The sequence below is a fragment of the Coprococcus sp. AM14-16 genome (genome assembly GCF_003434675.1).
GTDB lineage: Bacteria > Bacillota > Clostridia > Lachnospirales > Lachnospiraceae > Coprococcus > Coprococcus aceti.
This window is the reverse complement of the sequence record NZ_QTLL01000001.1, coordinates 404,374-425,748: the sequence shown is the minus strand read 5'-3', so window position 1 is coordinate 425,748 and position 21,375 is coordinate 404,374. Positions and strand designations below refer to the sequence as shown.

Annotated in this window: 12 protein-coding genes; 1 reads left to right on the top strand and 11 read right to left on the bottom strand. The window is 44.0% G+C overall.

Annotated elements, in window-relative coordinates; all coding sequences use genetic code 11:
• Positions 1–111: 111 nt before the first annotated feature.
• The 9 genes from DW159_RS01970 to leuC all read right to left on the bottom strand — a co-directional run bounded on the left by DW159_RS01970 (position 112) and on the right by leuC (position 14,837).
• Positions 112–4,371, bottom strand: a complete 4,260-nt coding sequence (locus tag DW159_RS01970) for an Ig-like domain-containing protein (RefSeq protein WP_117548771.1) — start codon at positions 4,369–4,371, stop codon at positions 112–114.
• 221 nt (positions 4,372–4,592) lie between these two features.
• Entirely contained in the window at positions 4,593–5,684 is a 1,092-nt protein-coding gene (asd, locus tag DW159_RS01965) for an aspartate-semialdehyde dehydrogenase (protein ID WP_015533537.1), read from the bottom strand.
• 26 nt (positions 5,685–5,710) lie between these two features.
• Positions 5,711–6,877: a phosphoglycerate dehydrogenase gene (locus DW159_RS01960; protein WP_015533538.1), complete on the bottom strand. Its 1,167-nt coding sequence runs from the start codon at positions 6,875–6,877 to the stop codon at positions 5,711–5,713.
• Positions 6,878–6,907: 30 nt separating this feature from the next.
• Positions 6,908–7,990: a 3-phosphoserine/phosphohydroxythreonine transaminase gene (serC, locus tag DW159_RS01955; RefSeq protein WP_015533539.1), complete on the bottom strand. Its 1,083-nt coding sequence runs from the start codon at positions 7,988–7,990 to the stop codon at positions 6,908–6,910.
• Positions 7,991–8,506: 516 nt separating this feature from the next.
• Positions 8,507–10,180 carry a biosynthetic-type acetolactate synthase large subunit gene (ilvB, locus tag DW159_RS01950; RefSeq protein ID WP_022216081.1) on the bottom strand — a complete coding sequence of 558 codons (1,674 nt, stop codon included), beginning with the start codon at positions 10,178–10,180 and terminating at the stop codon, positions 8,507–8,509.
• Positions 10,181–10,213: 33 nt separating this feature from the next.
• Positions 10,214–11,884, bottom strand: coding sequence for a dihydroxy-acid dehydratase (gene ilvD, locus DW159_RS01945; RefSeq protein ID WP_015533540.1), 1,671 nt, complete (start codon positions 11,882–11,884; stop codon positions 10,214–10,216).
• 27 nt (positions 11,885–11,911) lie between these two features.
• On the bottom strand, positions 11,912–12,994 hold the full coding sequence (gene leuB, locus DW159_RS01940) for a 3-isopropylmalate dehydrogenase (protein ID WP_117548770.1): 1,083 nt from the start codon (positions 12,992–12,994) through the stop codon (positions 11,912–11,914).
• 64 nt (positions 12,995–13,058) lie between these two features.
• A complete protein-coding gene (gene leuD / locus DW159_RS01935; protein WP_022216080.1) occupies positions 13,059–13,550 on the bottom strand; it encodes a 3-isopropylmalate dehydratase small subunit in 492 nt (163 codons plus the stop codon).
• Between the two features lie 21 nt (positions 13,551–13,571).
• Positions 13,572–14,837: a 3-isopropylmalate dehydratase large subunit gene (leuC, locus tag DW159_RS01930; RefSeq protein ID WP_117548769.1), complete on the bottom strand. Its 1,266-nt coding sequence runs from the start codon at positions 14,835–14,837 to the stop codon at positions 13,572–13,574.
• A 118-nt stretch (positions 14,838–14,955) separates the two neighbouring features.
• On the opposite strand from leuC, the gene DW159_RS01925 reads away from it, so the two are divergent.
• The gene (locus DW159_RS01925) at positions 14,956–16,053 is read left to right on the top strand and encodes a LysR family transcriptional regulator (protein ID WP_117548768.1); all 1,098 of its coding nucleotides are present in this window, start codon (positions 14,956–14,958) and stop codon (positions 16,051–16,053) included.
• On the opposite strand, the gene DW159_RS01920 is transcribed toward DW159_RS01925, so the two are convergent.
• Both DW159_RS01920 and DW159_RS01915 read right to left on the bottom strand, forming a co-directional pair.
• The gene (locus tag DW159_RS01920; protein ID WP_117548767.1) at positions 16,031–18,646 is read right to left on the bottom strand and encodes a YfhO family protein; all 2,616 of its coding nucleotides are present in this window, start codon (positions 18,644–18,646) and stop codon (positions 16,031–16,033) included. The two genes, DW159_RS01925 and DW159_RS01920, sit on opposite strands and share 23 nt — an antisense overlap.
• A 34-nt stretch (positions 18,647–18,680) precedes the next feature.
• Positions 18,681–21,371: a YfhO family protein gene (locus DW159_RS01915; protein ID WP_158547568.1), complete on the bottom strand. Its 2,691-nt coding sequence runs from the start codon at positions 21,369–21,371 to the stop codon at positions 18,681–18,683.
• Positions 21,372–21,375: the final 4 nt, after the last annotated feature.

Below are 21,375 nucleotides of genomic sequence, written 5' to 3'. Positions count from 1 at the left end.
CGTTAAATAAAAATAAAGAACAGCAAAGAACAATATACGTAAAAAACCGTCAGACCTGTTTTGCAGGCCTGACGATTAAGATCATATATTCCAACTATATGTTGTTATATTTTATTTTACTATGATTGTACACTTTGCGTACTTACCACTGCCATCCTTAGCCTTACATTTAATTACCACACGGCCCTTCTTCTTACCTACTACTGTTCCACTTGTTGTTACGGTAGCTATCTTCTTATTTGAAGAAACCCAGATAACTGCCTTGTTGTTTGCAGTTGCAGGACCTACTGTTGCCCTGAGTGTTATCTTTCCCTTTCTCTTTATGGTTGCTGTCTTCTTGTTTAACTTGATCGAAGAAACCATAATAACTGAATTGATTGTACACTTGGCAGTAATATTGCTTCCGTCCTTTGATTTACATGTGATAACTGCCGAACCCTTTCTAACAGCCTTGACAACTCCTGTTGACGAAACTGTTGCAACCTTGGTGTTCGATGATGACCATGTAACCGCCTTATTGTTTGCCGCTGCAGGACCTACAGTTGCCTTGAGTGTGAATGTCGCACCCTTCTTGATAGTCTTGTTTGTTGCATTGAGCTTGATGGATGTTACAGGCTGTGAAACCGTAACAGTACACTTTGCAAGCTTGCCGCTTCCATCCTTAGCCTTACATGTGATAACTGCTGTTCCCTTTGATACTGCTGTGATAGTACCATTGTTTACAGTTGCTACCTTGCTGTTAGAAGTTGTCCACTCAACATTTCTGTTATTTGCGTTAGCAGGAGCTACAGTCGATGTTATTCTGCCCTGTTTACCCACAAACAGATTCAGTTTTGTCTGATTAAGTTTTATTCCTGTAACCGGCTGGTTAACTGTAAGTCTGAGAGTTGCCTTGGCCTTTCTTCCTTCAATGCCTTCGACAGCCTCGCATGTGATTGTCGCTGTACCACGGGATTTTGCTGTTACCTCTCCATTCTGATCTACAGATGCTACTGCTTCACTCGAGCTTGTCCACTTCAGCTCTGTTTTTGAAGCATTCTCCGGATTGAGAGTCACATTCGGGGTAAACTTATCACCTACATTCACAGTCTTAGTGCTCTCACCCAATACTATTGATGATATCTGCTGGACTACTGTAACTTCACATGTTTTTGATACTCCACTGCCATCTCTAGCTGTACATGTTATGTTTGTTGTTCCAGCTTTGACACCTGTTATATTTCCATTTGATACAGTTGCTATATCAGGGTTCTCCGACTGCCAGATAACATTCTTGTAATCCGCATTCTCCGGAAGCACGGTCTGCTTAACAGTATCTCTCTGTCCTACATACAGAGTAAGGCTTTCTTTGTCTAAATCTATCGAACCAACATACCTCTTTACTGTAAGTGTGAACGAATTGGTCTTCTCACTTCCATCCACTGCTGTTGCAGTGATTGTTGTCTGTCCTCTTTCGAGTGCAGTTATGAGACCATCCTGGTCTATAGTTGCAACATTTTCATCTGATGATGTCCAGATGACTTCCTGATTCGATGCAGTTGCAGGGGATGCAGTGCTTGTTACCTGCAGTGTATCACCAGCATATATTGTTGTCTTGTCTCTGTTTATTCTAAGGCTTGTAACTCTCTGCTTTACTGTAATGTTGCAATCCACATACTCATCATCTGAAATTGAAAATCTGATAACAGCAGTTCCTGCTGATCTGGCAGTAACTGTAGCCTTTGTCTTATCTGTTGAACTATATGACACCGAAGCAACGTTTGTATCTGACGATGTCCACTTCAAATTCTTGTAAATACTTGCATCATCCGCATCGATAACAGCCTCAAGTGATACTGTTCTGCTTTCCGTATCTGCTCCGAGCAGCAATTCTGCACTGTTCATATTGAGAGTCAAACCTTTTACAGGCGGCTGTACAGTCACATGACACTTGCCGTACACCTGCTCAGTATCAACAGATGTACATATGATATCAGCTTCTCCCGGATTGACTGCCTTCACATTTCCCTCGGCATCGACCGTAGCAATGCTCTCATTTGATGATGACCATACAACGCTCTGCTCCACTGCAGTATTTGGAGAAACCGTAGCAACGAGATTACTGCTTCCACCTGCAATGATCGTCATTCTAGACTGTGAAAGTGTCACGCTGTTTACTCTCTGTTCAACATTTACCTGAATTACTGTCTCTACATCAGGATTATCAGTTGATGTAAAATGAAGGAATGCGATTCCTGCACCTCTTGTTGTTATAGTCTTACTTGATGTATTAAACGACAAAACCTTATTGTTTTCTTTGCCATCCGCATCAGTCACCTTACAAGTGAATCCTGATATCTCTTTGGACGCAAGACCATCCTCGGTAACACACTTTACATCCAGCTTCTTAGAGCCATTTCTTGGATATGTTCCACAGTCCATGTTGATGACTGCGCCATTCTCGTATGTTATCTGGTTGCCTGCATCATCCTTCTCGTTCTGATCTACAAGATAAAGTCCGGTAACAGGCTTGTGACACTCCATATTCACATATCCTATAGCACGATCATTCAGCAGAATGTTAATCTGAGCTGTTCCCGCCGAAACACAGGTCAGTTCTCCTGTCTCCCTGTCTATCTGTGCAACTCTTTCATTTGACGAACTCCATGTTATGTTCTTATGTGGATTCTTTTCGTCATCCGTAGCTGTAAGTGTAGTCGTATCACCAACTCTGAAGCTGAGTGTAGAACTGTCTGACTTTACAACATTTCCATCAGTTGTATACCATACTGTGACCTTGAGCGGGTTAAGAATGTTGAGTGTGAACTTGACCTTCCCCATTCCTGCTCCTGTATAGTAATTGTATGTAATCTTCTCCGCATCCGGCTCCGCTGTAAATATATATCCATCAAGCTGTCCTCCAGTCACGGATGACGCCTCATTGCTGGCATCTATGCCCTGTATTCCTGCGTATCCTGTAGTATTCCTGTTTCGTTTATGAATTTCAACCCCATTATCATCCGTTAAAGGCTTGCCGTTGTTATCTACAGCAACAGGAAGTTCATAGTCATACCACGCCTTATGCAAACCATAGACTTTTGAAAAATCGCTAAAATCATAATCATAGTTCGTAGTATCAAGTGTTATATCCCTGCTATTCCCACTGCAACTGAACACACCATCATCGCCATAAAGTTTAGGACACACTGATATATCTATGGCCACAAGATTGTTGTTGTCAATCTCAAGTTCTTTAAGGTCAGGATGACCATCAAGCTTTATACCCTGGATATTATTGTCTGAAATATAAAGCTTCTCCAATAAACTGTTTGATGCTATATCAAGCTCTGCAAGAGAATTTGATGATGCGTCAAGATTAACCAGATTGGTGAGAGTAGATACATCAAGCTTATTTATGCCAGTATCCTTGACATAAAGCTCTCTAAGTGCTGTATTCGCAGTAAAATCCACCGCACCCAGAACATTGCTGCTGACATCAAGGTAGCTAAGACTTGTGTTCTTTGACACATCTATTGATGTAAGTCTCGTGTTAGAACAATCAAGTGTTGTAAGCGCCGGGGTATTGTCTATGTTCAGCTCAGCCACATAGCTATTTGAACAATCAAGCGAACCAAGGACTATATCACCGGATACGTCAAGCTTGGTAATTGACGAACGAACAACAACTCCACTGTCGCTCTTTGCTCCAGCACAATAAAGATTCTTAAGCTTCTCATGACCTGACACATCAAGGACAGGCAGTGAACGCATGCTGTCACAATAAAGTGTTGTAAGCTCCATGTTTGAGCCAAGATCAAGTGTTGATATGGTGGTTCCACTTACGCCAAGCACCTTAAGCCCCTTCATATTGCTGACATCTATCGATGAAAGGTTTGTTGAATTGGCATTGAGCAGTACAAGATTATTGTAATCAGCCAGAGATGTAAGGCTTGTGATCTTGTTTCCACTTATATCAAGATATGTAAGTTTCTCTGCACTTACCGGCAATGTCAGACTGTCTATTCTGTTACTTGAGACATCTATATATTCAAGATTCTCAAGATTCTCTATATCAAGATTCCTTATAGACTGCTCATTACAATCCAGCTTTGACAGATTGGTGAACAATTCTACGCCATTCAAACTTGATATAGCAGGAGAACACTTCGAAACATCTATAGATGTTACATTCGAGATCTCCGCATCTGACAGATAACCATTACTGTCTGTATCGAAATTACTCGACACATAGCTTCTAAACGACGAATCCGTAAACGTGTCAGCTATGGATACGCCATCATCCGCTGCATAAACCGGGCCAACACTGGCCAGTGACTGGACAATCATCGCTGCACTCACAGCCGCTGCCAGCCATCTCTTCCCTTTTCTCATAAAATACCTCCCTTAGTAATTCATGGTTTATTTACAATTAATCTAATTTTAGTATACCTGTTTGTGCAATGTCAACATAATGTTATCAATAATACTGCATAATATAACGCCATGCAAAACAAAAAAATTGCCGGAACATGTTCAATTCATAGCAGCAACATTATCCCGGCAAATCTTTATGATATTGTTAGCACAGACACTTCAAATATCCATATAATTTATTACTTCTTTGTGATATATCCCTTAGCCTTCAGAAGCTCTGCGCAGAGAACTGCACCACCTGCAGCACCTCTTACAGTGTTGTGTGAAAGGCCAACGAACTTCCAGTCATATACTGAATCCTCACGGAGACGTCCTACGCTGATACCCATACCTTTCTCGAAGTCAACGTCCAGAGCAACCTGTGGTCTGTTGTCCTCCTCAAGGTACTGGATAAACTGCTTTGGTGCACTTGGAAGACCAAGCTCCTGAGGCGCGCCCTTGAAGCTTGTCATAGCCTCGATAAGCTGCTCCTTCGTAGGGTTCTTTCTGAACTTTACGAATACAGTTGCTGTATGTCCGTTGAGAACCGGGACTCTGATACACTGGCTTGTGATAGTGATTCCCTCTGCAGGAACGATCACACCATTCTCCTTGTCTACCTTACCCCAGATTCTGAGTGGCTCCTTCTCTGACTTCTCTTCCTCACCACCGATATATGGGATGATGTTGCCAAGCATCTCAGGCCAATCCTTGAATGTCTTACCTGCTCCTGAGATTGCCTGATATGTGCTTACGATAACCTCGTATGGCTCAAATGGCATCCATGCTGTAAGTACAGGTGCGTAACTCTGGATTGAGCAGTTAGGCTTAACTGCAACAAATCCTCTCTCTGTTCCAAGTCTCTTCTTCTGGAACTCGATAACCTCTGCATGGTCTGCATTGATCTCTGGAACCATCATAGGAACATCAGGAGTCCATCTGTGAGCTGAGTTGTTTGAAACTACAGGAGTCTCTGTCTTGGCATAAGCCTCCTCTATAGCCTTGATCTCATCCTTTGTCATATCTACTGCTGAGAATACAAAATCAACTGTAGCAGCAACCTTCTCTACCTCATTGACATTGTATACTACAAGCTTCTTAACTGCCTCTGGCATCGGTGTATCCATCTTCCATCTGTCACCAACTGCCTCTTCGTATGTCTTGCCTGCGCTTCTTGGGCTGGCTGCAACTGTAACGACCTCGAACCAAGGATGGTTCTCAAGAAGTGAGATAAATCTCTGACCTACCATACCTGTTGCGCCAAGGATACCTACCTTTAACTTGTCACTCATTTTTCTTCTCTCCTATTTATCTTTTATTACTTTATGACTCTTACCTTAACAACTCCCTCGATTGCTGAGAGTTCTGCGATGTCGTCTGCTGTTGGCTCTACACCGATATCAAGGATAGAATATGCGTAATCGCCCTTTGCCTTGCTGATCATTCCTGATACATTGCCGCCCTTCTTGGAGAATACTCCTGTGAACTGGGTGAGCATGTTAGGGATGTTCTTGTGGCAGATAGTAACTCTGGCTACATCACTGCACTGTCCCATGTTTACGTTTGGATAGTTTACAGAGTTCTTGATGTTTCCATCGTTGATGTATGCCTTGATCTCCTTACAAGCCATAACTGCACAATTGTCCTCTGACTCTGCTGTTGAAGCTCCAAGATGTGGGAATGCTACCACGTTCTTGTAACCTGCTATAGCTGGGTTAGGGAAGTCTGTCATATACTTTGCAACCTTGCCTGAGTCGAGTGCCGCCTTCATATCCTCATCGTTGACCAGTACGTCTCTTGCGAAGTTGAGGATCTTCACGCCGTCCTTCATCAGTGCAAATGCATCTGCATTGATCATTCCCTTTGTGCTGTCAAGAGCTGGAACATGAACTGTTATATAATCACAGTCTCTGTAGATATCCTCTACATTTGTGATGTGCTTTACATCCTTTGAAAGTCCCCATGCTGCATCTACTGACACATATGGATCATATCCGTATACCTGCATGCCGAGCTTAAGCGCAACATTTGCAACCTTTGCTCCAATGGCACCAAGTCCGATTACACCGAGCTTCTTGCCAAGGATCTCATTGCCTGCGTAGTTCTTCTTCTGCTTCTCCACCATCTTGGCGATATCTGCCTCAGCGGCATTGTCCTTGACCCAGTTGTAACCGCCAACGAGATCTCTTGAAGCCATGAGGAGTGCTGCTACTACAAGCTCCTTAACACCATTTGCATTTGCTCCTGGTGTGTTAAATACTACGATACCCTTCTCAGCGCACTTATCAAGTGGAATGTTGTTGACACCTGCACCTGCACGGGCTACTGCCAGAAGGTTGTCTGACAGCTCAAGATCATGCATGGATGCACTTCTGACCAGAACTGCATCTGCATCTGCGAAATTGTCTGTTACTTCATATGTATCAGGTAAAAGCTCCATACCGCACTTGGCGATAGGGTTTAAGCAATTAATCTTTACTGACATGTCTTTTTCTCCCTTTTCTGTTACTATATATTACTTGTTCTCTGCCTCGAACTTCTTCATGAACTCTACAAGCTTCTCAACACCCTCGATAGGCATTGCGTTGTAGATAGATGCTCTCATACCACCTACTGTTCTGTGACCCTTGAGGTTGACAAATCCAGCCTCTGTAGCCTCCTTGACGAACTTTGCATCAAGGTCTGCGTCACCAGTTACAAATGGTACGTTCATGAGTGAACGGTCTTCCTTTACTACAGTTCCCTTGAAGAGCTCTGAGCTGTCGAGGAAATCATAGAGGATCTTGGCCTTCTTCTCGTTGTGAGCCTTCATAGCCTCAAGGCCGCCCATCTCCTTAACCCACTTGAATACCTTGCCACAGATATAGATGCCGTAGCATGGAGGTGTGTTGTAGAGTGAGTCCGCATCTGCCTGAGTCTTGTACTTGAGCATGGTTGGTGTAAATGGCATTACGTCATCTCTGATAAGATCCTCACGAATGATAGCCACTACTACGCCTGCAGGACCAACGTTCTTCTGAACTCCGAAGTAGATCATACCGTAATCCTCAACATTTACAGGCTGTGAGAGAATGTCTGATGACATATCTGCAACGAGTATCTTGCCCTTTGTGTTAGGAAGTGTGTGGTATGTTGTTCCATATATAGTATTGTTATGACAAATGTAAACATAATCAGCATCGTCATCTATTGGAAGATCTGAACAATCTGGGATATATGAGAAAGTCTTGTCTGCTGATGATGCAACTGCAACTGCCTTTCCATATTTCTTTGCTTCTTCGTATGCTTTCTTTGCCCACTGACCTGTGATGATGTAGTCAGCCACGCCATTCTTCATGAGATTCATTGGAATTGCTGCGAACTGCTGAGAAGCTCCTCCCTGAAGGAAAAGCACCTTGTAGTTGTCAGGTATGTTCATGAGATCTCTGAGATCCTTCTCTGCCTCTTTGATGATATTGTCGAAGGCTTTAGATCGATGGCTCATCTCCATTACGCTCATGCCTGTTCCCTTGTAATCAAGCATTTCTTCTGCTGCCTCTTTTAATACCACCTCAGGAAGAACTGAAGGGCCTGCTGAAAAGTTGTACACTCTTGCCATTTTTGTTATCTCTCCTTCTTTTTAGTTGTGACGATGATTTTTCCTTCCTGACGAACAGATTGTCAATACTTGTATTCCTTTCTGGGGACGCTCTCGCTCGTTTCGGTCTGCAGCGGTACTAAGGCTCACTTTGTATCGCCAAGTACCGGCGACCTCAAATGCCCTGCGAAAGGAATACAGCAATTTCCAATCTTGTTCTTCGCTCAAGGCAAAATCATCTGTTGTGACTTAATTAAATGTGTGCGAGATATTTTACTTAACAAAAATGTCCTTCGTTCCCATTTATGTGAAAATTCTGACTTATATTTGTTCTTTTGGTGTATCCCGCTTGCGATTGTCAAGTTTTTTGTCTTAAAATCTTATATTTTCAAGTGAATAAACTTGTTTGTCGCTTATATCCCTGTACTATAGCACTCTTTTCGCCTGTCGGCAAGTGGGGATTATATATAAAGGCACCATATTTATGTATGTATGCACACAAATATGGTGTCTTTTCATCTTGTGCCGGCGTATATATTACATATCGTCCTCTGAGAAACAGGTGTCGATGGCTGCTCCCGGAGCTACCATTGGCCATACCTTGTCGTCTCCCGCTATTGTTACATCTATTACCACAGGTCTGCCTGCTGTCAGGGCTGTCTTCATTGCTGCCTCGAACTCATCAAGGGTGTTGGCTCTGATTCCCATGGCACCAAGTCCCTCTGCTACCTTGACGAAATCTACCGAATCGTCAAGCACGGTGTTGGAATATCTGTGGTCATAGAACAGTGTCTGCCACTGTCTTACCATTCCAAGTACGTGGTTGTTCAGGACTACCTGGATGATAGGCACGTTGTATCTCGCAGCTGTTGCTATCTCGTTCAGATTCATTCTGAAGCATCCGTCACCGGCTATGTTGATGACTGTCTTATCAGGTCTGCCGTACTTTGCTCCGATAGCTGCGCCAACACCGTAACCCATGGTTCCAAGTCCGCCTGATGACAGGAATGTCCTAGGCTCCTTGAATGTATAGTTCTGGGCTGCCCACATCTGATGCTGTCCGACATCTGTTGTGATGATCGCATCACCCTCTGTAAGCTCGTAGATTTTCTTGATAGCTGCAGGTCCGTTCAGTGTGTCAAAGCTGTACACGTCAGGATTCTGCTTCTTGAGGTCTTCGATCTCAGACATCCATGTCTTGTTGGACTGGGCGGCAAGCTTGCTGTTGAGGAGCTTCAGGACCTCCTTTGCGTCGCCGACTATGCTGGCATTTGTAGGGATGTTCTTGTCTATCTCAGCTGCATCTATATCTATATGTATGATCTTTGCATTTGGCGCGAACTTGGATGCATTTCCGATAACTCGGTCTGAGAATCTGGCACCAACAACGATCACAAGATCTGCCCTTGACACACCGAGGTTGGACACCTTTGTTCCGTGCATACCGATCATGCCTGTATATCTCTCGCTTCTTCCGTCAAATGCGCCCTTGCCCATAAGTGTATCGCACACTGGTGCATCCACCTTATCTGCAAATTCTGCAAGCTCTGCTGATGCGTCAGAGATGATACATCCACCACCTGCCATGATAAATGGTCTTCTTGAAACCTTGATCATCTCAAGGACTTTGTTCACATCCTCCTCGCGGATGGTGTCTGTCTTTCTCTCGATGACCTCCGGTGTCTCTGGTATATACTCTGTCTCCGCTGCGGTTACATCCTTTGTTATATCCACAAGCACCGGGCCAGGTCTGCCGCTCTTTGCGATCTTGAACGCACGTCTGATGGTCGGTGCAAGATCATCTATGTGCTTCACGATAAAGCTGTGCTTGGTGATAGGCATAACGACACCTGCAATGTCTACCTCCTGGAAGCTGTCCTTACCGAGCATATTTACACCTACATTTGCTGTTATTGCCACAACAGGAATGGAATCCATGTATGCTGTAGCTATACCTGTTACAAGGTTGGTGGCACCCGGACCTGATGTGGCCATACATACTCCGACCTTGCCTGTAGCTCTGGCATATCCATCTGCCGCATGGGCAGCCCCCTGCTCATGTGATGTGAGCACATGGTTGATCTCATCCTGGTGCTTGTAGAGGGCATCATATACGTTGAGGATAGTTCCTCCCGGATAACCGAACACGGTGTCAACGCCCTGTTCTTTAAGGCACTCTATAACAATTTCAGAACCTGATATCTTTGACATCTTACTTTCTCCTTTTCCCTTAATTGTGATCAATTAATTCTTTGGCACCTCAAGAACAGCACCTCTGTTGCCTGATGTAACCATAGCTGCGTATCTTGCAAGATAGCCTGTTGTAACCTTTGGCTGTCTTGGCTTCCATGCAGCCTTTCTCTTTGCAAGCTCCTCGTCTGAGACATCGAGCTTGATGCTGAGGTTGTTGATATCGATCTCGATCATATCGCCTTCCTCAACAAGAGCGATAGGTCCGCCCACAGCAGCTTCAGGTGATACATGTCCGATGGACGCTCCACGGCTTGCTCCTGAGAATCTTCCGTCTGTGATAAGGGCAACTGATGAGCCAAGTCCCATACCAGCGATGGCTGATGTAGGGTTGAGCATCTCTCTCATACCAGGGCCTCCCTTTGGTCCCTCGTATCTGATGACTACCACGTCACCCTCTACGATCTTGCCGCCCTTGATAGCTGCGATTGCGTCCTCCTCACAGTCAAATACCCTTGCAGGGCCCTTGTGAGCCAGCATCTCAGGCACAACTGCTGAACGCTTTACTACAGAGCCGTCTGGTGCAAGGTTACCCTTGAGTACAGCCAGACCACCTGTAACTGTATATGGATTGTCCATAGGTCTGATGACCTCAGGATTCTTGTTTACACTATTGGCAACAGCCTCTCCTATTGTCTTGCCTGTAACTGTCATGCAGTCCTTGTTGATGAGTCCTGCATCTGCAAGCTGCTTGATAACCGCATACACACCACCGGCCTCATTGAGATCCTCCATGTATGTGTGGCCTGCAGGAGCAAGGTGACACAGGTTAGGTGTCTTTGCGCTGATCTCATTTGCAAATGAGATATCAAAGTCGAAACCGATCTCATGTGCGATGGCTGGAAGGTGGAGCATAGAGTTGGTTGAACATCCAAGTGCCATATCAACTGTAAGAGCGTTGATGATTGACTCCTTTGTGATGATGTCTCTAGGCTTGATGCCCTTTCTGTACATATCCATAACTGCCATTCCTGCATGCTTTGCAAGCTTAAGTCTCTCTGAATATACTGCAGGGATTGTTCCATTTCCAGGAAGTCCCATTCCAAGAGCCTCTGTCAGACAGTTCATAGAGTTTGCTGTGTACATACCTGAACATGATCCGCATGTAGGACATGTCTTGCACTCATACTCGTATACATCCTCCTCAGTCATGGTTCCGGCTGCGTATGAACCTACAGCCTCGAACATACTTGAAAGACTTGTCTTATTTCCCTTTACGTGTCCGGCAAGCATAGGGCCGCCAGATACAAATACTGTTGGGACATTTACTCTGGCTGCTGCCATGAGAAGTCCTGGAACGTTCTTGTCACAGTTAGGGATCATGACGAGCGCGTCAAACTGATGTGCTATAGCCATAGCCTCTGTTGAGTCTGCGATCAGATCTCTTGTAACCAGTGAATACTTCATTCCGATGTGTCCCATTGCTATACCATCACACACAGCGATCGCCGGGAACATAACAGGTGTACCACCTGCCATGGCAACTCCCATCTTTACTGCCTGTGCTATCTTGTCCAGGTTCATGTGACCTGGAACTATCTCGTTGTATGAACATACGATACCTACTAAAGGTCTCTCCATCTCTTCCTTGGTCATGCCCAGTGCGTTGAACAGAGATCTGTGTGGCGCCTGCTGCATTCCAACCCTAACATTATCACTCTTCATCTTATTCTCCTCCAATAATGGTTCTTTCTATATTCTCTCGCAGATAAGATCACCCATCTCGGAACAGCTTACGAGCTGTGTTTCCTCTGAGTGGATATCTATTGTTCTGTATCCGTCCTTGAGTACCTGCTTTACAGCGTTCTCAACCGCATCTGCCTCTTTGTCAAGGTCAAATGTGTATCTGAGCATCATTGCCGCCGACAGGATGGTTGCTATCGGATTCGCCTTGTTCTGGCCTGCTATGTCAGGTGCCGATCCGCCTGATGGCTCATACATACCGAACTTTGTCTCGTTAAGTGATGCTGATGAAAGCATTCCGATAGAACCTGAGATCATGGATGCCTCGTCTGAGAGGATGTCTCCGAACATGTTCTCTGTGAGAACCACATCGAACTGTGCAGGATCCTTCACAAGCTGCATTGCGCAGTTGTCTACGAGCATGTGCTCAAGCTCAACTTCTGGATAATCCTTTGCCACTTCCTCAACGACCTTTCTCCAGAGTCTTGAAGAATCAAGTACATTTGCCTTGTCTACGGATGTGACTTTCTTTCTTCTCTTCATAGCTATGTCAAATGCCTTGATGGCTATTCTTCTGATCTCGTTCTCATTGTATGTGAGGGTATCAACGGCTGTCATAACTCCGTCAACCTCCTCTGTGTGTCTCTCGCCGAAGTAGAGACCACCGGTGAGCTCTCTCATCATCATCATATCAAATCCGCGCTCTGCGATCTCAGCCTTAAGTGGACATGCCTCCTTCAGCTCATCGTAGAGATTGGCTGGACGAAGGTTTGCGAAGAGGCCAAGCTCTTTTCTGATCTTCAGAAGTCCTGCCTCCGGGCGGAGATTTGGAGGGAGCTTGTACCATGGTGATGTGGATGTATTTCCTCCGATCGAACCGAGGAGAACAGCATCCTTTGACTTTGCAACTGCCACAGCCTCGTCTGTGAGAGGCACACCAGTTGCGTCTATTGAACATCCGCCCATGAGAATCTGCTCATAGTCAAATGTGTGTCCGAACTTCTCTCCTACTGTGTCAAGTACCTTCATAGCCTCTGTAACTACCTCAGGGCCGATACCGTCACCTTTTATTACGGCTAAATTACACTGCATTTTTGTCTCCTTCCTGTTTTGCCTTTCATGATATATCTTCACTCTGGCCAAACATGCTCATACTCTATTTATTTTTATTATTGATATAGTTGATGAGTCCCTCGCTCTTGATGATCTCCTGCATGAATGGAGGGAATGCCTGTCCCTTAAATTCTGTTCCCTGGGTTCTGTCATAGATCATACCGCTGTCGAAATCGATCTCCACGTCATCGCCTGCCTGGATAGCCTCTGCTGCCTCAGGGCACTCGATGATCGGAAGTCCAATATTGATGGCATTCCTATAGAAGATTCTGGCAAATGTCTCTGCGATTACGCAGCTTATTCCTGAAGCCTTGATGGCTATAGGTGCATGCTCTCTTGAAGATCCACAGCCGAAGTTCTTTCTTGCTACCATGATATCGCCCGGCTTTACGCGCTTTACGAAATCCTTATCTATATCCTCCATACAGCTCTTTGCGAGCTCTGCAGGGTCTGATGAATTCAGGTATCTTGCAGGGATGATTACATCTGTATCTACGTTGTCACCGTATTTGTGTACTGTTCCATGTGCTTTCATAGTCTATCTCCTTTATCTCTTTTATAATCCAAGTTCGTCAGGACTGCTGATCTTACCTGTGATAGCTGAAGCTGCTGCAACAGCAGGACTGGCAAGATACACCTCTGAGTCTACATGACCCATACGTCCTACGAAGTTACGATTGGTTGTTGATACAGCTCTCTCTCCTGCTGCCATAACGCCCATATGTCCTCCAAGACATGGTCCGCATGTAGGAGTTGAAACCACTGCTCCGGCCTTGACAAATATAGTCATGAGGCCTTCCTCAATACACTGAAGGTAGATATCCTGTGTTCCAGGGATGACGATAACTCTGACACCGTCAGCAACCTTTCTTCCCTTGATGATATCTGCCGCAATTCTCATATCTGATATACGTCCATTTGTACATGAACCGATGACTACCTGATCGATCCTGATATCTCCGACCTCATCGATAGTCTTTGTATTCTCTGGGAGATGAGGGAAAGCAACTGTCGGCTTAAGCTGTGACAGGTCGATGGTGTACTCTGCATCGTATACAGCGTCCTCGTCTGCCTCATACTTTGTATATGACTTTGTGCTGTGCTCCTTCATGTACTCCTCTGTAAGCTCATCGACAGGGAAGATACCATTCTTGGCACCTGCCTCGATGGCCATGTTCGCAATTGTAAATCTATCGTCCATTGTGAGGTTCTTGATTCCCTCTCCAACAAACTCCATAGACTTATAAAGCGCACCGTCAACACCGATCATACCGATGATGTGAAGGATGACGTCCTTACCACTGATCCACTTTGCCTTCTCTCCAACGATGTTGAACTTGATGGCTGATGGAACCTTGAACCAGGCCTTGCCTGTCACCATTCCTGCTGCCATATCTGTACTTCCGACACCTGTTGAGAATGCACCGAGTGCTCCGTATGTACATGTATGTGAGTCTGCTCCGATACATGTCTCACCAGCCACGATAAGTCCTTTCTCCGGAAGGAGCGCATGCTCGATACCCATTGCTCCGACATCGAAATAGTTCTCGATCTCATTTGCCGCTGAGAACTGTCTTACACACTTACAGTGCTCTGCACTCTTGATATCCTTGTTAGGTGTGAAGTGATCCATGACAAGTGCTATCTTCTTCTTGTCAAATACTTCCTTCTTGTTGAACTTCTCCATCTCGTGAATTGCGACCGGAGTTGTTACGTCATTTCCTAATACTAAATCCAAATCTGCCTCGATAAGCTGTCCTGCTTCAACTGATGGCAGTCCTGCATGAGCAGCTAAAATCTTCTGAGTCATGGTCATACCCATATTTATAGTCCTCCTATCATTTGTTTCTAAATACAAATTCTTACTCTTGATAATATCACTCATCTAGGTATAATTACAATATATAAAAAGAATAGTTATTATAACCTGGAGGAATATCATGATAAGTAATCTGAACAATTACGTTATTTTTCATACAGTTGCCAAAGCCGGCAACATCAGCAAGGCCGCAAATCAGCTCTACATCAGTCAGCCCGCGATAAGCAAGGCTATTTCCAAACTTGAAGAAGAACTCGTCACTGCGCTTTTTAACAGAAGTTCCAGAGGGGTAACTCTGACTGAAGAGGGACAGGTTCTCTATGAATATGTTGAGAGGGCATTTGACTCTCTGAATATGGGTGAGGAAAATCTGAAGAATTACAAGGAGCTTGGAATCGGTCACATAAGAATCGGCGTGAGCACATCCCTGTGCAAGCACATACTCCTGGACTATCTGAAGGACTTCATCAGGGAGAATCCAAACATCAAGTTCAGCATAGACTGCCACTCAACCGTGAACACCATCAAGCTTCTCAGAAACGAAGATATAGATATAGGCCTGATTTGCAACACAGAGCTTCCAAAGGGGATAGTCTACTCTCCTGTCAAGGAGATACATGACGTATTTGTGGCAAGCCCTGAATATCTGGATAATTTCTACGAGCGCGCAAATGGCAGAGATCAATACAGCTTTGCCGATGAGCTTTCAGGCAATATCAAGGGTAACATTATACCGCTGCTAAACTCAGGCTTAGCCTCTGCCACACACGGCGATGCAACAGATCAAGGTGCGGATAAAAAAAGCAGAGATAACGGACATTCATCCGGCGTCTCTGCTTCTACCACTATTCATAACTCAAGCAACTCAGGTATGTCCAATATATCAACAGTCAACATCCTTGAAGGCTCCAACCTCATGGTTCTGGAGGAGGCAAATGTAACCCGTACCCACGTGGACGAGTATCTCCGCTCACAGGGCATAAGCTGCAGCCAGGTACTTGAGATCAACAACATGGATCTTCTCATCGACTTCGCCGCCATCGGCATGGGCGTTGCCAGCGTGGTACGTGAATTCGCACATGAACAGCTCTCATCCGGTGTTATAACCGAACTTCCGCTTGACACTCCTATTCCGAGCAGGAGTGTCGGCTTCGCTTACTCAGGAATGAAGAATCAGAGCACGGCTATGAAGAAATTTATGGAGTGGGTAGGGGTGTGATTACATGCTTCTGTTTACTGTCCCACCTCAGCATAAATAGCATGATGCATATTCCAAACAGCGAAACCAGTGCGCCAGCCATAAGCCCAGGTGTTCTGTATGCAATTTCTATATCGTGACTGCCCGCATATATCCGGACACCCATATTGCCTCTACCAAGGCGAATTTTTTCTGCCGGCTCTCCATCCACATATATCTTAAACCCATCATTATATGGATATGCGATATACAGGATACCTGGATTTTTCACATCCACACTTCCATAGAAAGTATTTTTTACAAATCCTGTACACTCAAGCGGACTATCAAGTATCTTCTCTTCTGCTTTCTCAAATTCATCTGCATTGTAATTGTATACCTTTACAAATCGCTCTCCGACACTTCCTGTTTTAGAGCTGGTCGCACCTCCTATAGTTATCCTGACATGTTGTCCTTTCTTTACGAGGCCGACATGTGACAGCTGTTCTGTAACATATGACCCATTCGATACCCTGAGATCTCCGTCCACGATCATCTCCACATAGTGATCGCGGCTATCCTTACTGTAGACATACATATCCATATCAGATTCAGCATCAAACTCATACCGGGTCATCGGCACAAATGCATTTGACGTTCTGTATATGCAATAACCCACTGATTCCTTAAGTGTGTCCTGATTGAGATAAGAAGTACTCCAATCCGATATATCAATCTCTGTAAATACATCTGACGACAGACCACAGCCACTCTTCATAAAATCATTCTGATTTTCAAGAGGTGTCCTGTCTGCTTTCCAGTCTACGATACCATCATCCAACATAAATCCCATCATCTCAGGAGTTTCTGCTTCATACAGATTGTATACGTCATTCTCAGCAACAAGGTTATATCCTGCGTAAGTACCATTCTCCGGACTCAGCACATATCTGACATTGTACATGAGCGCTGTAAGCGGTGTAGTTCCCGAATATATATATTCAACATTGTCAAAGTGGGCAAGTCCCATACTGGAAAACGCTCTGATCGTATTTCCATTTGCCATGGATGAATACCAGTTTGTCTGAGAATATGGCGCATAATTCTCATAAACCATAGCGCTCTTTCTGGTGCCATTTTCTGTATCCAGGGAATTGTATACTGATTCCCACTGATCTAGTCTTACAGCATCTGTCAGAAGACAGTCCTCCGTCTTGCCCGGCATTACATATAATGCATTTCCCATAATCTCAGCTATCCAGCAGCCACAGATAATGCACACAGCCACTCCCGGCTTTATGCTTCCTCTTCTGCAAAGCACGCACAGAATGGCTGCAAATGCCAGCATAAGCATAAATATAACATAGCCAAGCGGGGTACTCATCTCTCTGCTGTCAATAAGACTTGCCACAAATATTACGCCTGCCACCACAGTACTTACAGCAATATACCTCAGTCTCAGCTTACCAAGATTCATGAGAATTCGATATGCTGCAGCAATTAATATAAACGTTAATATAAATGCAAACCTGTTTCCAAGTCCATGTGTGATCGTCATGCCATGGAACACGTAATTGAGCGGAAGATAGTTCAGGGCAAGCACTAACAGGGCCATGGCTATACAGTATTTCACCCTCGTCTTCCAGTCGCACACATCAGACAGAATAAAAATGCAGGCAGCAAATATAACAATACTTCCACAATAACTGTTATTGCTGAACATAGATACACATTCCAGATCCTTCAGCGGATAGAATGAAGATATATACGCTCCAAACTGTCCCCACATCTGTGTTCCTTCAAGCCCCATATCAGTCACCGAAGACGCCGCTCTCATGACCACCAGTCCGGCAGGAACCAGAACCACTCCTGCGAGCAGAGCAGACAGCACCGAGCAGCCGGCAAACGAAAGTCCTCTGCGTAGGAAATCTTTGACATTTTCCCGTTTTTCCAGCAAGAAATATATCACGGCAAACACACATATATAGAATGAGAAATAGAAATTGCATATGATCGACGCTGCCAAAGACAGCGTGTATAACATCCATCCTTTTCCATCTGACAGATGCTCTATGCCAAGTGCCACTATCGGAAGCAGAATAAGCCCATCAAGCCACATAATATTATGTCCATATGCAAGGACATACCCGGACAGTCCATATGCCATACTGCATGCCAGCTCTATGAACGTTGCAACTGTCTGGCTGTACCCATTCTCTGTATTTTTCTTATTGGTATGTCTGAAAAAGTAAAGCGCCGTGACCGGCAGGCAGGCGGATTTTATGATGATAAGCAATACCATGGAAAGTTCCAGCCTGCTCTCTCCCAACATCAGAACGATGATATTGAACGGGCTCAGGCAGTAATACAGTAACTCCTGTACAGCATCGATTCCCATTCCCATCGACCAGATAAAGCTTCCTTTGCTACCTCCCGAAATCCATTCAAATAACATATGAAACATATTCTTATACTGCACATATGCATCATACGTCAGAAAACTTTTATCTCCAAACGGGTATGCTTTCTGCAGGAGCAAAATTACTGTATATACCAGAACTGTAACTAAGAATACAGCAGCATACATAATCCCGCTCTTTTTATGTTTGTTTACTTCTCCTTGCTTTATACCCATATCAATCCCCACTTAATTTATTGCGCTATCTGTTCTATGCAGCCTGTACCTTCTTTTTCCTGCTGCGTCTAAGATTCACCATGTATAAGACAGCTATGAGCCATCCTGCTGCAGATAATATAAGGCCAAGCTTGAATCCATATGTTACATACCTGAATTCTATTGTATGTGTTCCAGCAGTCAGCTCCAGACCCACAAGTGCACCATTTGCCAGTGTTGTTATATCAGTCTTCTTTCCATCAACATACGCTGTAAAGCCTCTGTAATAAGGAATTGATGTATACAATATACCATCCTCATTTGCTGTCACCGTACCCTTTACATATGTAGATGTCACTGTGTCAAGTGAAAGCGTCCTATCCTTAATTGATTCCTTGCATTCCTGCATCCTGTCATCATGATATTCATAGAAATCTATACACGTTACTCCCTTTTTTAGGACTGTGGACAGATTGACTGCCTGTATCTCGACCTTCTGCCCACTCTTCAGCTCACCGAGATCAAGTACATCTTTTGGCGAAGGATAAGCGTCATACTCGTTTATATCTGCTATCACGTTTCCATCTACAGTTACAATATTACACAGCTTATTTGCATCCTCAAGGCTCACATACAGATGCATATCCCTCGGAGCTGTAAACGTATAAATCTGTGAGGCATGGTAATCTTCATCAAGTGACACATTCATGTATGTATAAGCATTTTTATCAGTCTTTCTCTCCAAAGTTACTCCATCCGGCAAGATCTGTCTATCCGGAGCGCTTCCTCTGTATTTCACATCAAAATCAGTCAGTTCATCCGGTGAAACACGGGTGAACACTCCTTCAACTCCCGACACATCTTTCACGAATTCATTCTGCACCTCAAACGGAACTACATCTGACACATTCCAATCTTTTATGCTGCCATCTGTAGAAAAGCCCGCTCCCACAGCATAGTCTGTTGTATACCATGCAATCTCATCGTCTATATCATACACATCGTTCTTCAGATTATATCTTTGCTCCTTTGTATACCCACCATAATATGCATCTGCATCCGATAATACATTTCTTACATTGAACATAAGCGCAGTTACCGGTGTAGTATTTCTGTATGCATATGTAGCGCCGTGATCCTGATATACCATTCCAAGCGCATCAAAAAGCCATGTCACTTTTGTATTTATGATTGAAGAGAATATATTAGTGTCTGAATAGACTGTATTATTTTGTGACAAAATCCAGGATGTCTTTCTATTAAGATCACTGTTGTCCTTTTCATTATATATGGCTCTCCATCCGTCAGTTCCGCCTAGATGCTCCTTGCCCGTAGTATATGCATCCGTATTCACATATACGGCATTGGATATCAGCTCCGCAAAAAGTATTACTATAAAATTCACAATCAGAGAATTTATCTTTATGCTGTTTCTGGCCTGTAATACAAATACCATAAACAAATATATAATAAGCAGGATCGTAACCATATAGCAGACTACATTCTGCACCTCATTATTTTCCAGAAAAACGCCCCCAAAGAAAGCCAAAAATACAACTGCGGTCAGTATCACCTCCCGAACCCCCGGCTTCGTCCAGTTCACAGCACACTCAAAAGCTGAAACAATAAGAAGTATGACAAGAATAAAAGCATATCTGTAAGAATATAGATGTGGATATGTGAACCCATGAAGAACATACAGTGCCCCTGTCAGATTCAGACAGGCAACAAGCAGCGCTATCTCCACCAGTCTCTTAACTCTTGCCCGAAGCTGTATATTCCTGTTAAACACATATACAACCGCAAGGAAAAGCAGAGACAGTCCCATATACATATTCCTTGCATACAGAGTTCTTCCAGCTATATCTATATCATGTCCCCAGAAAAAGCTCTGGAACAAATTTGCAAAATTACCAAACTTGCTAAATGGTATATCTTCTGTGAGTGAACTTGCACCTTCTCTTCCAACTATCGCAAGGAAACACGGCACAAGTACAACACATGCACTGAGTGCAGCCGTTATAGATGTGAGTGCAAACTTCACTCCACGCTTCCAAAACATTTTCCAGCTATCCTTTTTCACATCGATAAACCATATCACAGCTATCATAGCCACAAACCACGAAAAATAGAAGTTGAATACAAATGACATGAAAAGCATCACAAAATAAAGTCTCACATCACCGCCCTCAATAAGTCTCTCAACGCCAAGCATCATAACAGGCACGAGAAGAAGGCATATAAGCCAAATGAGATTATACTGATATGCAAGCATATAATCGCACATGGAATAAGCCATTCCCATCACAACACAGAGTATGTCATTCAGCCATCCGTGCTGCATTTTATTTCTGCTGGTATGCGATAAGAAATAGGTCATAGTAACTCCGCAAAGTCCAACCTGAATACACATACTGACAATCATTCCCAGCTCCATATGTGAACCGCCGAACAAAACTGCTATTAGATTGACAGGACTTGCCAGATAATAAAAGAAATTAGTATAGAAATCATATCCTAGTCCCATGTCCCAACTGAAAAAAATTGATTTTCCCTGTCTTATCCTGCCTGATAATTCCACAAAAAACGCATAATACTGGGTATTAGAATCTCCAAGCAGTATAGTATTCTTTCCAAATGGATAGCAGCTTGTCATCATCATATGTATCACTATACATATGATAGGAATCAGAAATGCCATTCCATACTTAACAATTTTTCTTGACCTGATTTTCTTTTTTTCCATAATT